The sequence below is a fragment of the Salegentibacter haimaensis genome (assembly GCF_054121495.1).
Window position 1 is genome coordinate 48,941 of the sequence record NZ_JBSYGH010000006.1, and the last position, 15,232, is coordinate 64,172.

The following is a 15,232-nucleotide window of genomic DNA, read 5'->3' on the forward strand; positions in this document are numbered from 1 at the left end:
CCTTGACGCCAATGGAGAAGCATCAGTAACAGCTGCCCAGGTAGACAACGGCAGTTCAGACAACTGTGGCGTTGCAACATTAGCGTTAGATATTACCGACTTTACGTGTTCAAATGTAGGCGACAATGATGTTGTCCTAACCGTAACGGATGTCAATGGAAAGCAAAGCACGGCCAATGCTGTTGTGACTGTGGTTGACGATATCAACCCAATAATTGATTGTACTGGAAATCAATCAAGAGAAAATGATCCGGATTCTTGCACTTATACTGTAATCGGTACAGAATTCGATCCAATTTTCAGTGATAATTGTAGTGAGTCAAGCATAACCAATAACTATAATAATGCTGCCACACTTGCCGATGCTGTTTTCCCAGTAGGAACAACAACTGTAATCTGGACTGCCACAGACGCATCGGGTAACGAATCATCCTGTTCTTTTGATGTTACCATAACCAACTCCGCCCCAACCATTACCGATATATCAGGACCGGTTGGTCCGCAGCAAATGGGAACAAGTGTTACCCTCACAGCGAATTATACAGATAATAATCTGGCTTCTGCAGAATGGAAGGTCTATTCTAATGACGTTTTAGTAAAAACTCAGGAAGGGACAATTTCAAATGGAACTATAACCGGTACCTTCGATCTTGCTCCAGATGTTTATGTAGTAAAACTAAAAATCACCGATCATTGTGGCGAGACTGCTACAGGAAAATATGAGTATGTGGTTATCTACGATCCTAATGGAGGATTTGTAACCGGGGGCGGATGGATTAACTCGCCGGCAGGTGCTATGCAATCTGGGGTATCCGGGAAAGCGAACTTTGGCTTCAATGCCAAGTATAAAAATGGCAAGAATAATACTCACGAAGTAGACGGGAATACAAACTTCCAGTTCCAGGCCGGGGATTTGCATTTCTCCAGTAAAGCTCACGATGACATGTCTCTTGTAATTTCGGGAGCAAAGGCAACCTATACGGGAACCGGTACGGTTAATGGAAAAGGAAATCATAAATTCCGACTCATCGCAATAGATGGAGATGTAAGTGGCGGCGGCGGTACCGATAAATTCCGAATCAAGATTTGGGAGGATGGTTCTTCAAGTGATGTACTTTATGATAACCAGCGAGGCGTTTCAGAAAGCTCTGATGATGCGACAGAACTCGGCGGCGGCTCTATAGTAATTCATAAGCCTAAAGGTAAGAACTCTAAACAACAGGAAGATAAAGCTGAGAAATCGGCAAAAGTACCGGTTGAAGAGCCTGAAGAGCTTATCGTGGAGAACCTGGACATACTCGAAAAATTAGTGGTTGCTCCAAACCCTGTAAAACAGCAGGCTACGATTCGTTTTAGCTTATTGGAAGCAGCAGGGGTGCAACTCAGGTTATTCGATTCTAATGGAAGAGAGCTTAAAAGGCTTTATAGCGGAAATGTCGCCGCCAAACAGGTAGTAGATGTAACTTTTATTCCTGAAAACCTGCCCAGCGGAATCTATATCTGTAAATTAAGTACCGATAGAGGACATTCCTATAATACCAGAATAATCATTGATTAATTTTAATTAGTTTTAGGCGAAGCCCCCGGGGAAATATTTCCTGGGGGCTTTTTTTATAATCCTAAACTATCCTTAAAATAGGATAATGGTATAGCTCTGAGTCTGAAAATTAGCATTTAATTCGGTTATTTGCCGGTTAAATCAAAAATGCGATTTGTCTAAAAAGCGAAAACAAAGATCATTAACCGAAGGCAGTATTTTTTATTCCCTGCTCAACCTGGCCTGGCCCATTATTTTGGCTAATATTCTGCAAACCGCCTATCAGCTTATCGATACTTTTTGGTTGGGTAGGTTAGGAGCCGATGCCGTAGCCGCTGTAAGTATTAGTTTTCCAATTCTTTTTTTAATATTAAGTCTTGGTGCAGGCTTAACCCTGGCCGGTACTGTGATTGTCGCTCAATATAAAGGTGCTGGCGACCAGCGCAATGTTAACTACAGTTCTTCCCAAACCGTATTTGTGATCTTTTTTATCGCCTTACTGCTTTCGGCAGTTGGGTATTTCGCGGCTACACCACTTATGAAGCTAATCGGAGCCGGACCCGAAATTCTGGCCGATTCGGTGAGCTATTTCAAGGTATCATCTATAGGATTCATCTTTCTCTTTATGTTCTATGTTTTCCAATCATTAATGCGGGGAATCGGGAATGTAATGCTTCCTATGTACATAGTTTTGGCTACCGTATTTCTAAACCTTATTCTTGACCCACTATTCATTTTTGGTCTTGGCCCCATCCCAGGTTTTGGGGTTGCTGGAGCCGCTGTGGCCAGCGTGGTAACCCAGGGACTTTCGGCATTAACCGGACTTTTCATACTCTTCCGTGGAAAAATGGGCATTGAGATTAATTTTAGTCAGATGAAATTCGATTTTCCCTGGACCCGGCGAATGTTTACTATCGGGATTCCTTCCAGCCTTGAAATGTCTACCCGTGCCGGGGGGATGACGGTTATGGTGATGCTGGTAACCAGTTTTGGAAGCGAGGTTGTCGCAGCCTACGGAATAGGAAGTCGAATTCTTAGCCTAATCGTAGTCCCGGCGCTGGGCTTTGCAATGGCCACCACCACCTTGATCGGACAAAACATAGGCGCCAGCCGAATAAAAAGGGCTGAAAAAGTAGGAAATCTGAGCGCAAAAATTGCCTTTTTCGGGCTTACCTTTGTAGGGCTTTTATTATTTGCCGTAGCCGAACCTTTAACGGCATTCTTTGTACCCAACGATCCGCAGGTAATAAAAGATGGTTCGACCTTTATAAAAATTATGGCGCCCAGTTTTGGACTTTTGGGCGTACAACAGGTTTTGAATGGAGTTTTTAATGGCGCAGGCTTCACCAAAGCCTCTCTGCTAATTTCAGTTTTTGCCCTGTGGATAGTTCGTTTCCCAACTGCATTTATGTTATCTCAAAATACTGCGCTTACTTTTGAAGGGATATGGTGGGCCTTTCCTATTTCGAATCTGGTGGCCGCAATAATCGCTTTCAGCTATTATAAAATGGGCTATTGGAAATTACGAACCATTAGATACAGGCATCGCAAAATTTAATCTTTTTTGGCCGGTGTGATCATTATATGAGCTCTGTGCGTGCCGGGGTCCATCAACCAGGGCATCCCGGGAATATGCGGCCTGTCTGGTAATCCGGTTTCTTCGGTAGTGGCGTATGGAATATAGATCACATAACGCAAATCTGAATTTTTAAGCTCTCCTGTTGCTGCATTATAATCTTCCTCGGTTCCGGTGAGCACATAGGTCATACTGGGAGCATCAGGCATTTTGAGACTACCTTCTTCAACTTCTTTCTTTCTGATTTCACGTATCTCCATCATTCCCATGCCTTCAGCTTTTAAGGCTCTTCCGCGGGCCATAAAAGGATCCAGTTTTTTGTTATAGCAACTCACCGAAATTCCCTTGTTGTTCGGGTCGTCGGCTATACAAACCAGGTTATTACTTCCTTGCTGCAATACCACAATTTTACCCGACTCATCATAACCGTAAACGGTGACATCTTTTCGATCTTCTTCGGGGGCAGCCAGGCTGGCAGTTTTAATCTGAATTTCCTTCGGAAGAATTTTGCTGTCCTGGGCGTGCAGATAAAAACCTGAAAATACCAGGATACAGGCGAGTGCTAAATTTTTCATTTTTTTGAATGCTTTGGTTTAGCCTAAAGTTAAGCAATTTAATCGGGAAGAATTCAATATCAGGCTATTCAAAACCTCAGTTCTCCCTCCCAGCCTTCAAGCTTTAGAACCAACTCTTCTTCAGCATTTTCTTTTAGTCCGCCAATCCTGAAACTATAATTTTTATGTATGTAAGCCTCGCAATCTTCAGGATTAATTAGCGAAATTTTCAAAAATCTCGTAATCTCGGGCCGGCTGGCTTTAATCCCTGCATCTATAAGTTCAACTTCCCAGGAATCTCCGTTACATCCTGAAGTATACAGGTTGACTTCCAGGCAGTTGCCGGTGATTCTGGCTTCAGTGATGCTGTAAGATTCTGTTTCAGTTCCCATATAGCGGTCCCGGTCGTTAAGCACAGGTAATTCACAAGTTATCTCCTCTTCCGAAGAACAGGATATAAATAATAAGATTATAAGGATGATTTTTCCATAATTTAGCATACTTAAATTTAAGACTTTTAGCCTCTGCTTTTTAAGCCAATGCATTTATTTTTTATTCTGTCCAACTAATCAAATTCCCAAAGTTTCCTTAAAATTCTTTAATTTTTACTAATTTGGAATCCTTAAGCATAACCACAGGATTTCTATAAGTTATTTCTGAAGATATTTTTAATTCTTCCGATAAAATTAGAATTCAATAAAAACTTAAATAATTCATGAAAAGAAGAAAATTTGTTCAACTTGCCGGGCTGGGCACCGGGGCGATGATGCTGCCTACCTATCTTATGGGACAAAACATTAGTGCTGAAGCCCTGCTGGCCCCGGGAATGGATGTGTTAACCAAGAAACGCCTGGCCGATGTAGCCCTGAATACCGCCCGCTCCCTCGGTGCTACCTATGCCGATGCCCGAATTGGCAGGTACTTAAATCAATATGTGTTTACCCGGGAAGATAAGGTTCAAAACGTGGTAAATACCGAATCTTTTGGAATAGGAATTCGGGTGATAGCCAATGGCACCTGGGGTTTCGCCTCTACCAATGAGGTAAATGAAGATGGTATTAAAAAGGCCACACAGCAGGCCATAGCTATTGCAAAGGCCAATTCAATTATTCAGAAAGAACCTGTAAAACTTGCCCCGGTAGAATCTTACGGAGAGGTTTCCTGGAAAACTCCAATTCAGAAGGACTTTAAGGAAGTTCCGGTTTCAGAAAAGGTAGACTTACTTCTTAGCGCCAATGCTGCGGCGATGGAGAATGGGGCTAACTTTGTGAATTCAGCTTTGTTTATGGTGAATGAGCAAAAATACTTTGCTTCTACCGAAGGTTCGTATATAGACCAGGACGTACACCGCATCTGGCCAACTTTTGGAGTTACTGCCATAGACCGTGGCGCCGGGAAATTTAAATCCCGGGATGCGATGAGTGCCCCAATGGGAATGGGTTATGAATATATGGACGGCCTGGCATCAGAAAAGCTTGAAGGCCCTTCTGGCTTAAAACTATATCGCAACAGTTACGATATGGTAGAAGATGCGGCTTTGGCTGCAAAACAGGCTAAAGAAATGCTAAGCGCCAAATCTGTAGATCCCGGGAAATATGATCTCGTGCTTGAACCTAACCACCTTGGGCTTACCATTCACGAATCTGTAGGGCACCCGCTCGAGCTGGATCGCGTATTGGGTTATGAAGCCAATTACGCAGGAACCAGCTTTGCCACGCTTGACAAATGGCGCTCCGGCGATTTTAAATACGGAAGCGATATCGTGAATCTCTTTGCCGATAAAACCCAGGTAGGTTCTCTTGGTGCTGTAGGATACGATGATGAAGGCGTTAAAACCAAAAAATGGGACTTGGTGCGTAACGGAATTCTAACCAATTACCAGGCGATCAGAGATCAGGTGCATATGATAGACCAGAATGAATCTCACGGTTGTTGTTATGCTCAAAGCTGGAACGATGTGCAGTTTCAGCGTATGCCTAATGTTTCTTTAGAACCGGGCAAAGAGAAATATTCCATCAACGATATGATCAAAGATGTAGAAAAAGGAATTTATATCGCCGGGCGCGGTTCTTATTCCATCGATCAGCAGCGCTATAACTTCCAGTTTGGCGGTACCGTTTTTTATGAGATCAAAGACGGGGAGATCGTGGGAATGCTCGACGATGTGGCCTACCAGTCTAACACCCAGGAATTCTGGAACTCCTGTTCTAAGATTTGTGATAAAGACGACTATCGTATGTTCGGTTCATTTTTCGACGGAAAAGGCCAGCCTTCTCAGGTGAGTGCCGTTTCCCACGGAAGTTCAACCTCAAGATTCGATGGGGTGAACGTAATCAATACCGGAAGAAGTGTTTAATCTTTGGTTTATCAAAAAAGAAAATAAAAATGGCAATATATAGTAAAGAGGAAGCCCGTAAAATTATGGAAAAAGCCCTGAGCTTTTCTACGGCCGATTCCTGTGAAATTAATATGGGCGGTAGCGAAAGTGGAAACATTCGTTATGCCCGCAACACGGTGTCTACTGCAGGACACCGTTCTAACCAATCCCTGGCCGTGCAGGCCAACTTCGGAAAAAGATCTGGTACAGCAACCATCGATGAATTCGATGATGAATCGCTGGAGAAAGTAGTAAAACGCGCCGAAGAACTGGCGAAACTCGCACCCGAGAATCCTGAATTTATGGAGCCTCTGGGCCCGCAATCTTACGACGAACCCGTAAGTTATGTGGAAGCTACCGCAAATATCACTCCTGAATACAGGGCCGAGGTGGCAGCGGCCAGCATTAATCCGGCTTCTGAAAAAGATGTGACCGCCGCCGGATTTTTAAACGATTCTGCAGGCTTTAGCGCGATGATGAATTCTAAAGGTTTATTCGCTTACAACAAATCTACCGATGTTGATTTTACAGTAACTATGCGAACCAATGACGGTACAGGTTCGGGGTGGGTGACTCGTGATTTTAACGATATCAGGAAATTCGATGCGGCAGAAGCTGCAAAAGTTGCCATAGATAAGGCAGTGATGTCTCGCGAGGCAAGAGCCATAGAACCCGGAAAATATACCGTAATTCTTGAACCGGCAGCTTCAGTAGATCTTTTGCGCAATATGAGCGGCGCTTTTAATGCCCGTACTGCCGATGAAGGTCGCAGCTTTATGTCTAAAGACGATGGTACCAAGCTGGGTCAAAAAATCGTAGATGAGCGGGTGAATATCTGGAGCGATCCCTTGCACCCCGATGTACCCACTTCTACCTGGAGCGGCGACGGACTTCCGCGGAAGAAAATGAAATGGATAGAAAACGGGGTGGTGAAAAACCTGGCCTACAGTAGATTTTGGGCCAATGAAAAAGGGGTAGATCCTGTTCCGTTCCCTTCAAATTTTATAATGGAAGGTGGCGATGCGTCGCTGGATGAACTTATAAAAAGTACCCGTAGAGGAATTTTGGTAACCCGCCTTTGGTATATTAGGAGCGTTGACCCGCAAACCTTACTTTATACAGGCCTTACCCGCGACGGAACTTTCTATATCGAAAACGGGGAAATTCGTTATCCTGTAAAGAATTTCAGGTTTAATGAAAGTCCAATAATTATGCTGAATAACCTTGAAACCCTGGGCCATCAGGTGAGGGTTAATGGAAATTTAGTGCCATATATGAAGGTGAGAGATTTCACATTCACCAGTCTTTCAGACGCGGTTTAATTTTAAATTCTGAATACAAGCTGGTTGCGTTGATTTTCTTCGTAACCAGTTTTTTATTTTTTAGGTTGGATAAGGAAATCAATTTTACCTTTCAGGTTTTAGGGAGTCCAATCAATGACCTGGGATAATTACCCGGTGATATTTCATCTATGACCAAATTTTTCTTCACAAGACTTCAGTATGAATCGGGCAACTGGGATGTAGACCAGCGAATGCCTTCCAATTTGCTGAATTCTTTGGTAGAATATACCAGTCTTGAGGTTGATACCCGGGAGAACATAATCCCACTTTCCAGCGATGAGATATTTAAATGCCCGTTCTGTTATATCTCGGGGCATAAACTGGTGGAATTTACTGCTAAGGAAAGAGAGAATTTTGAAAAATATGTGCGCAATGGTGGCTTTGTTTTCGCCGATGATTGCAATCACGATATAGACGGGCTTTTCGCCAAATCTTTCGAACGTCAAATGGAGGCTATATTTGGCCCCGGAGAATTGCAAAAAATCCCGAACGATCACGAGATTTACAGGGTATTTTTTGAGTTTGAAGATGGCCCGCCCACAACCTCCCAGGAACTAAACGGCTGGGGAGACGATCTCGTACACGAATATTTAAAAGCTATAATTATAGATGGCCGAATTGGCGTACTTTACAGCAATAAGGATTATGGTTGCGAATGGGATTATGATTTCAGAAATAAAAGATTTTATAAAATAGACAATACCCGCTTTGGAGTAAACATAGTGATCTATGCCCTTACTTCTTAAATAAAATACTATGAACGAACAAGTTGCCGGCCTGGAAGCAGAGGTAAAATCGCTTTCAGAAAAATTAAAAAGTTTAAAGCAGGAAATCGCAAAGGTAATTGTAGGCCAGGAAGAGACCATAGATCAATTGCTCATCAGTTTTCTTTCCGGGGGTCACGCTTTACTCGAAGGCGTTCCCGGTCTTGCCAAAACCCTGATGATTAGAAGCCTGGCCCAGGCGATTGAATTGAAATTTAAACGAATTCAATTCACCCCCGATTTAATGCCCAGCGACATTATAGGAACCGAAATTTTAGAGGAAGATCATACTACAGGCAAAAAATTCTTTGAATTCAACAAGGGGCCAATTTTCGCAAATATCATCCTTGCCGATGAGATTAACCGAACTCCGCCTAAAACCCAGGCTGCCTTGCTGGAAGCGATGCAGGAATTTGAAGTGACTTACTCGGGTAAAACCTATGAGTTGGAAAGGCCGTTTTTTATCCTGGCCACTCAAAACCCTATTGAACAGTCGGGAACTTTTCCTTTGCCTGAAGCCCAGCAGGATCGTTTTCTTCTGTATATAAAAATTGGATATCCTTCTGAAGCTGAAGAGAACCAGATTCTAAAAAGTACCACGGGTTCAAAAAAAGCAAAAATTCAGGCTGTGCTTAGCGGGGCAGAAATTTTAAGGCTTCAGGAGCTGGTGCGGGAAGTTTCGATTAGCGATGAGCTTATAGCTTACGTCAATTCTATAGTGCGGGCTACCAGACCTGAAATCAGCAGTACAGAATTTGTAAAAGAATGGGTGGCCTGGGGTGCGGGACCAAGGGCCGGGCAGGCGATGATATTAACGGCTAAAGCCAGGGCTTTTTTACACGGCAGGTTCGCGGTAACCCCGGCCGATCTTCAGCAATGTGCTTACCCGGTTTTGCGCCATCGCATCATCGTTAATTTTAAAGCTGAAGCCCAGGGTATCACTGCCGATGAAGTGACCCGTGAGATTTTGAAACAGGCCGATTCGGGTAAAAAATCAATTTAAGTGAAACAGGATTACCGCGACCTATTACAACCTGAAAATATTAATTCCATAAGTGGGCTGGCTTTAATTGCAAAGTTGATTACCGAAGCCTATTTAGGGGGCTTGCATCATAGTTCCCGGCTGGGCCCGGGAATGGAATTTAGTCAATACCGGGCTTATGAACCCGGCGATGATTTGCGATTGCTCGACTGGAAAATGCTCGCGCGATCGGGACGCTATTATGTAAGGCAATCGGAGGTGGAGACCAATGTGGCGGTAAAGTTTATTTTAGATTCCAGCAATTCGATGTTGCATCAGCAAACCGGGATTTCAAAGATGGATTATGCAAGAATTCTGGTGGCATCGCTGGCCTATCTTGCCCAAAGCCAGGGCGATGCAGTGGGACTTTTCGCGCTAAACGATAAGAATCTTCACGCCCTGTATCCCAGAGTTCAAAAAAAGCATTTTAACAGGTTGCTTCAGGAGTTGCTTGAGATAAAAAATGAAGGAAAATGGCCTGTAAATGTTATGGCGGCAGAGAAACTTCACGACAGGAGACATAAGGAACTCATATTTTTTATTTCAGATTTGTATGAGGAAAATTCAGAAATAAGAGATATTATCAAAAAGCTGAAGACACCAAAAAATGAGGTGGTGGTATTACAAATTATGACCCGGGATGAGCTGGAATTTAATTACTCGGGAAACCTGTATTTCGAAGATCTGGAAACCGGGAAAAAGGTGAAACTTGAGGCCAAACAGGCCAAACAAAATTATCTGGATGCCCTAAATAATTCTCTGGAAAATATAAAACAGGATTTTTTAGGCATGGGGATTAGTTACCATTTATTTCAGACCGATGAAGCTCCGGGAGAAGCACTTCAAATTTTATTGAAACAGCGAAATAATTTACTTTAAAAATGTACTTTCTTAATCCTTCATATTTATGGGCTTTGTTGGCACTCGCTGTGCCACTGGCCATACATTTATGGAGCAGAAGAGAAGGAAAGATTATCAAAGTAGGCAGCATAAAATTTCTAAAGGAAGCCGATACCCGAAAGAGCAGCAGTCTGCAGCTCAATGAAATTTGGCTATTGTTACTAAGAATGCTGCTGCTGGCCATTTTGGTCTTTATTCTTTCCGGCCTGCACTGGCCCGGAAAGGAAAAAAATGCCCCAATCGCTTACCTGGTCGAAGATTCTTTGCTGAAAGTTCCTGAAATTAGGGCTCTTACCGATAGCCTTTCAAATACTGCTGAAGTAAGATTGCTTCAAAAAGATTTCCCTGATATTTCAAATTTCAAGGAGGAAGACTCAGGATTTATAACTCCAAATTACTGGCAACTCGCCCGGGAAATGGAAAATTTTCCAGCCGATAGTTTGGTGGTATTTTCAGCCGGTCATCTGGCTGGAGTAAAAGGCAGGCGCCCTGAAATTTCTAAAAAAATCAACTGGATTATCCTGGGTCAGGCTTATGCTGAAACTCAATTAATCGGCGCGATTCAAAGGGGAGATTCCATAGAATTGGTTTCTGTGAAAAATGATGGCCAAAGCTTAGAAATTCAGAAAGAACTCGCCGAAACAAATTTGGGAGAAGATATAAATATGCCTTTAATCAGTACTGATAGCCTGAAAATCCAAATGTTTGTGGATGAAAAATTTCAACAGGAAGAATTCTATTTGCGGGCCTCACTAAGGGCAGTTGGCAGGTATCTGAAACACCCTATTCTAATCGAAGAATTTAACCCGGCTATAGATGCCGATGTTTTAATTTGGCTAAGCGAGAAAAATCTGCCTGAAAGCAATAGCAGGAAGTTAAAATTTCAGGAGAATAATTACAGTTCAGAACTTATCGAACCGGGCTTGAATTCCCGGGAATTTATACTCACCTCCAAATTAAATGCTGAAAATATTTACGAAAATGACCTGCCCGGCTCCTTGTTAAGATTTCTCTCAGCTTACTCACATCTTGAAATGCAAATCGACAAAACAGACAAAAGACAAATTGCCGGAGAGTTTATTCAGACCAAAAAATCGAATTCAGAAATAAAATTGAAAAGAGCCGGAATCGATGCTTCCAAACATTTATGGCTATTATTTTTAGCCCTTATAATCGCAGAACGACTGCTTTCAGCCTATAGAAAACAATGAAAGCAAAGGCCTTAAACATATTAAAAAACTTTCAAAGACGATGGCAGTGGCGCCTTTGGCTTGAAGTTTTTTTATATGCCCTGGCAGCGGCAGTTTTCTTTTATTCTGTAAGTAGGAAGTTCTGGGTCGCGGCTTTGGTTTTTGGTCTTTGCGCCGGGATTCTAATCTCTTTCAAAAAACCCTGGACTCTTACTTTAAATAAACTTACCTCTTACCTGGATCAAAAGCTTGAAAAGCTTGAATTCAGCAGTGGGCTTTTGCTGAAGGATCCCCGGGATTTAAGCGGGCTAGCCCAACTTCAGCAACAAAAGGTGGCCCGTGAAATTTTGGAAAATAAAGAAAAACTTCAGCCGCCAACAGGGCTTAAGAGAGCCTTCCTTATTTTAACACTTCTTTTACTGCTGTCTTGTGCTGCTTTTTACTTTAATTTCAATAATGATATTTTTCATAAGCAGGAGTTCACTTCAGAAGAAGAAAAGCTTGAGTTCAAAGCCTTAGATTCGGTGAGTCGACAAAATACTCCGGTGCTTGAAAACCAGGAATTGCAAATTATATTTCCCAGCTATACAGGCCTAACTTCAGAACGCACCAAAAATATGGATATAAAGGCAGTAGAAGGCTCCCGGGTTAAATGGAAGTTAAGTTTTAGCGCAGAGGTCGATTCGGTTTTTTTGGAAAGCACGGGGCGAAAAATTGCTCTCGCTAAAAATGAAAATGAATTTTCGGGGGCGATGAACTTAAAAAATTCGGGTTTTTATAGTTTTAAATTCAAAGACAAAGCCGGTGGAGAATATGTTTCTAAACTGCATTCTATCGAAGTAGTGCCAGACCGCGCTCCAGAAATCGAAATTGAAGGATTGAAACAATTTGTTTCTTTCAACTTTGATGATGAAAAACAAATTGCATTTAGCGCGCGCTTAAGCGATGATTTTGGGTTGGATAATACCCAAATTATAGCCACCGTCAGTAGGGGGAGAGGGGAATCGGTAAAGTTCAGGGAGGAGAAACTTGAATTCGATAATGCGTTGGAGAAGGGCAGTAAAAATCAGGTATTAAGGAAACGATTCGACCTGGACCAACTCCAAATGCAGCCGGGAGATGAATTGTATTTTTATGTGGAAGCTTCAGACCTCAGGAGACCCCAGCCTAATATCGCCCGTAGCGAGACTTATTTTGCATCGATAAGGGATACTGTAGATTACGGTCCCGGGGTAGAAGGTGGTTTGGGTGTAGATCTAATGCCAGATTACTTCAGGAGTCAGCGGCAATTAATCATAGATACCGAAAAATTAATTTCTCAACGCGGGAGTATTCCGCAGAAGGAATTCAATGATACCAGCAACGACCTTGGTTTTGATCAAAAAGCCCTCCGACTAAAATACGGGCAGTTTATGGGCGATGAAGCCGAAGGGGGGCTGGCGAATACAGGGAGCTCACAGCAAAATTCTGAGGATCCTTTAAGCGAATATACCCACGATCACGATGGGGATAATGAGCATAATTTGATAGAGCAGCACGACCACAAGCATGAACATGAAGAGGAGGTCTCAGATAATGAAGAAACCGACCCTTTGGAAGAATACCTGCACGATCACGGTGACCCCGAATCCTCTACTTTGTTTGCCGATAATCTCAAAGCGAAGTTGCGGCAGGCTCTGGACATTATGTGGGATGCCGAATTACATTTGCGATTGCACGAGCCTGAAAATTCTCTGCCGTTCCAGTATAAGGCTCTTGCTTTAATTCAGGAGATAAAAAATTCGGCGAGAATTTATGTGCATAGAATTGGTTTCGATCCGCCGCCAATCAGGGAGGAAGCCCGTTTGAGTGGAGATATTTCTGAAGTAACCAATTTTCAGAAATCGGAAACCCGGGCAAAGGAAGAAAAATTTGCCAGGCTTCGAGACGGAATAGCAAGGCTTGAAACTTTGAAACAAAAGGCTGCCGTAAGTATTTCTGAAGCCGATAGCAGGCTTTTTGAACAGGCGGGGCAGGAGCTGGCCGAAATCGCTGTAAATGAGCCCGGCAAACACCTTGAAATCTTGCAGGCACTAAAATTTTTATCTGACAGCCGGGAAATTGACCCCGCCCTTGCCGAATCTCTTCAGTTGGGATTATTAAAAGCTTTGCCTAAGCCTGAAGCCAAACCGGGCAGGATTCAGTCGGCAAAAAGCAACCTGGACAAATTATTAATGCAGGAATTGGAAAAAAATGATTGATCACCTGGTCTTTTTAAATAATAACTGGATTTGGCCGGGACTCTTTATAGCCGGGCTATTGTTTGGTCTGTTTATCTGGAAGGAATGGAGACAGGGCAAAAACCGATTTTGGCTAAAATTGGTATGCGCTTTTATTGCTATTTCTGCACTGTTTTTATTAGCATTAAAACCGGCAATTCCTAAACAGGTGCAGGAGGGAGTACTGGCAATTCTTACTGAAAATTATAAAACCAAAGACCTCGACAGTCTAAAAAAGGCCTATCCAAAACTCAAAATTTTAGATAGGCGGGAATCCGATAATCTAAACGCCGTAAACAATGCGAAAAAGGTTTTTGTTTTGGGGCAAGGTTTTAAATCTTACGAATTATTGCAGCTGGAAAATACAGCATCGAATTTTCTACCGGTAGCTCCGGGCTCGGGATTACTTGAAATACATTATAAGCCGGAGTTTAAGCCGGGAGACAGTATAAAAATTAAAACTTTATATAAAAGTGCCAATTTGGGCGATCGAATATTTTTAAAAGATCCCGGAAAACAGGTATGGGATTCAATTATTCTGCAAAAGGAAGAAATTGATTTTGAATTGCAGGCCGAAGCTAAACTGCCAGGAAATTTCCTGTACACTTTGAGCATTGAGGATAGCCTGGGAGATCCTATAAAAACCGAATATTTACCGATTAAAATTATTGAAGCGCAAAACCTGAAAATTCTAATGCTGAATAGTTTCCCCAATTTTGAAACCCGTAATCTCAAAAATTTACTTGCAGAGGCTGGTCACGAAGTTCTGGTAAAAAGTCGCATCACTGCCGGTCGCTATAAGTATGAGGCCTTTAATACCAATGACGAAAATTTTCAAAGATTAAGTGGAGCCTTTTTGGAAAATTTCGATTTGCTGATTAGCGATGCAGGAATGCTTAATTCATTGGCAGCGTCTGAAGTTAGCGCGTTAGAGCAAAGTATAAAGAATGACGGCCTGGGACTTTTTATTCAGGGCGGTGTTTCAGAGCTTAACCGGGCCGGGAGGTTTTCGGTTTTTGATTTTGAAGCCGTTGCCGGAAATGAAATTTCACCGGTAGAACTTCCGGCCATCAATCTGGAAACTCAAAATTACCGCATAAAAGCTGAAAGAGAAATTGAACCCATTTTTAGTTCTGAAACCGGTTTGCATTCGGCTTATTTCAAAAAAGGTTTTGGCCGTATTGGAATGAGTCTATTTATCGACAGCTGGCAGCTTCGGTTGAAAGGTGAAACCGAAAATTATCAAAAGTACTGGACTCATATTCTTGAAAAAATTGGCAAGCGGGCAGATGCCGGTATTTCCTGGGAGAGTCAAAAATGGGCCTTTCAGGATGAGCCTTTTGAATTTTCAATACAAACCCAAATTGAAACCCCGAGAGTACGGGACCGGGAAAACCGATTGCTTCCGCTAAAACAGGATTTATACCGGGAAGAAATCTGGCAGGGGGAATTTCATCCCCTGGAACCCGGCTGGCACAGGCTTGAGCTGGAGCAGGATAGCAAGGCCAGATTTGATTTTTATGTACACCCCCGGGAGGCTTTAAAAGACTTAAAAGCAAATGCCGATTTTAAGGAAAATCTGCGGTTTTTCTCCAATCAACAGGTGCAGGAAACTTCAGCAAGATCAAATTTAGAACCTGTAGAAAGGCTTTGGTTTTTTGCCATTTTTGTATTCGCAATGGGCTTTTTATGGTTGGAACCAAAACTATAAT

General features: G+C 42.6%; 12 protein-coding genes. 10 read left to right on the top strand and 2 right to left on the bottom strand.

Annotation, left to right across the window (positions count from 1 at the left end; translation table 11 throughout):
• Together ACW6QP_RS07440 and ACW6QP_RS07445 are read left to right on the top strand one after the other, a co-directional pair.
• A partial coding sequence (locus tag ACW6QP_RS07440) for a T9SS type A sorting domain-containing protein (protein WP_457910231.1) occupies positions 1 to 1,558 on the top strand: 1,558 nt, incomplete at its 5' end.
• A 154-nt stretch (positions 1,559 to 1,712) separates the two neighbouring features.
• Complete coding sequence (locus ACW6QP_RS07445; RefSeq protein WP_457910232.1) at positions 1,713 to 3,095, top strand: MATE family efflux transporter; 1,383 nt, start codon at positions 1,713 to 1,715, stop codon at positions 3,093 to 3,095.
• On the opposite strand, the gene ACW6QP_RS07450 is transcribed toward ACW6QP_RS07445, so the two are convergent.
• Positions 3,092 to 3,688, bottom strand: coding sequence for a hypothetical protein (locus ACW6QP_RS07450; protein WP_457910233.1), 597 nt, complete (start codon positions 3,686 to 3,688; stop codon positions 3,092 to 3,094). The two genes, ACW6QP_RS07445 and ACW6QP_RS07450, sit on opposite strands and share 4 nt — an antisense overlap.
• 68 nt (positions 3,689 to 3,756) lie before the next feature.
• On the bottom strand, positions 3,757 to 4,167 hold the full coding sequence (locus ACW6QP_RS07455; RefSeq protein WP_457910234.1) for a hypothetical protein: 411 nt from the start codon (positions 4,165 to 4,167) through the stop codon (positions 3,757 to 3,759).
• 215 nt (positions 4,168 to 4,382) lie between these two features.
• On the opposite strand from ACW6QP_RS07455, the gene ACW6QP_RS07460 reads away from it, so the two are divergent.
• The 8 genes from ACW6QP_RS07460 (at position 4,383) to ACW6QP_RS07495 (ending at position 15,231) form a co-directional block, all read left to right on the top strand.
• A complete protein-coding gene (locus tag ACW6QP_RS07460) occupies positions 4,383 to 6,023 on the top strand; it encodes a TldD/PmbA family protein (protein ID WP_457910235.1) in 1,641 nt (546 codons plus the stop codon).
• Positions 6,024 to 6,052: 29 nt separating this feature from the next.
• On the top strand, positions 6,053 to 7,366 hold the full coding sequence (locus tag ACW6QP_RS07465) for a TldD/PmbA family protein (RefSeq protein WP_457910236.1): 1,314 nt from the start codon (positions 6,053 to 6,055) through the stop codon (positions 7,364 to 7,366).
• A 149-nt stretch (positions 7,367 to 7,515) separates the two neighbouring features.
• Positions 7,516 to 8,133, top strand: coding sequence for a DUF4159 domain-containing protein (locus tag ACW6QP_RS07470; RefSeq protein ID WP_457910237.1), 618 nt, complete (start codon positions 7,516 to 7,518; stop codon positions 8,131 to 8,133).
• A gap of 10 nt (positions 8,134 to 8,143) precedes the next feature.
• Positions 8,144 to 9,154, top strand: coding sequence for an AAA family ATPase (locus ACW6QP_RS07475; protein ID WP_457910238.1), 1,011 nt, complete (start codon positions 8,144 to 8,146; stop codon positions 9,152 to 9,154).
• A complete protein-coding gene (locus ACW6QP_RS07480) occupies positions 9,155 to 10,051 on the top strand; it encodes a DUF58 domain-containing protein (protein WP_457910239.1) in 897 nt (298 codons plus the stop codon).
• Positions 10,052 to 10,053: 2 nt separating this feature from the next.
• Positions 10,054 to 11,283: a BatA domain-containing protein gene (locus ACW6QP_RS07485; protein ID WP_457910240.1), complete on the top strand. Its 1,230-nt coding sequence runs from the start codon at positions 10,054 to 10,056 to the stop codon at positions 11,281 to 11,283.
• Complete coding sequence (locus ACW6QP_RS07490) at positions 11,280 to 13,502, top strand: tryptophan-rich sensory protein (RefSeq protein ID WP_457910241.1); 2,223 nt, start codon at positions 11,280 to 11,282, stop codon at positions 13,500 to 13,502. The genes ACW6QP_RS07485 and ACW6QP_RS07490 overlap by 4 nt, the downstream gene beginning before the upstream one ends.
• Positions 13,495 to 15,231 carry a hypothetical protein gene (locus tag ACW6QP_RS07495; protein WP_457910242.1) on the top strand — a complete coding sequence of 579 codons (1,737 nt, stop codon included), beginning with the start codon at positions 13,495 to 13,497 and terminating at the stop codon, positions 15,229 to 15,231. The genes ACW6QP_RS07490 and ACW6QP_RS07495 overlap by 8 nt, the downstream gene beginning before the upstream one ends.
• The last annotated feature ends 1 nt before the right edge of the window (position 15,232 follow it).

What these genes read in the sequence shown, in the direction of transcription:
- ACW6QP_RS07450 (WP_457910233.1), bottom strand. Translation starts at nt 3,688, where the DNA reads ATGAAAAATTTAGCACTCGCCTGTATCCTGGTATTTTCAGGTTTTTAT.
- ACW6QP_RS07455 (WP_457910234.1), bottom strand. Translation starts at nt 4,167, where the DNA reads ATGCTAAATTATGGAAAAATCATCCTTATAATCTTATTATTTATATCC.
- ACW6QP_RS07460 (WP_457910235.1), top strand. Translation starts at nt 4,383, where the DNA reads ATGAAAAGAAGAAAATTTGTTCAACTTGCCGGGCTGGGCACCGGGGCG.
- ACW6QP_RS07465 (WP_457910236.1), top strand. Translation starts at nt 6,053, where the DNA reads ATGGCAATATATAGTAAAGAGGAAGCCCGTAAAATTATGGAAAAAGCC.
- ACW6QP_RS07470 (WP_457910237.1), top strand. Translation starts at nt 7,516, where the DNA reads ATGACCAAATTTTTCTTCACAAGACTTCAGTATGAATCGGGCAACTGG.
- ACW6QP_RS07475 (WP_457910238.1), top strand. Translation starts at nt 8,144, where the DNA reads ATGAACGAACAAGTTGCCGGCCTGGAAGCAGAGGTAAAATCGCTTTCA.
- ACW6QP_RS07485 (WP_457910240.1), top strand. Translation starts at nt 10,054, where the DNA reads ATGTACTTTCTTAATCCTTCATATTTATGGGCTTTGTTGGCACTCGCT.
- ACW6QP_RS07490 (WP_457910241.1), top strand. Translation starts at nt 11,280, where the DNA reads ATGAAAGCAAAGGCCTTAAACATATTAAAAAACTTTCAAAGACGATGG.
- ACW6QP_RS07495 (WP_457910242.1), top strand. Translation starts at nt 13,495, where the DNA reads ATGATTGATCACCTGGTCTTTTTAAATAATAACTGGATTTGGCCGGGA.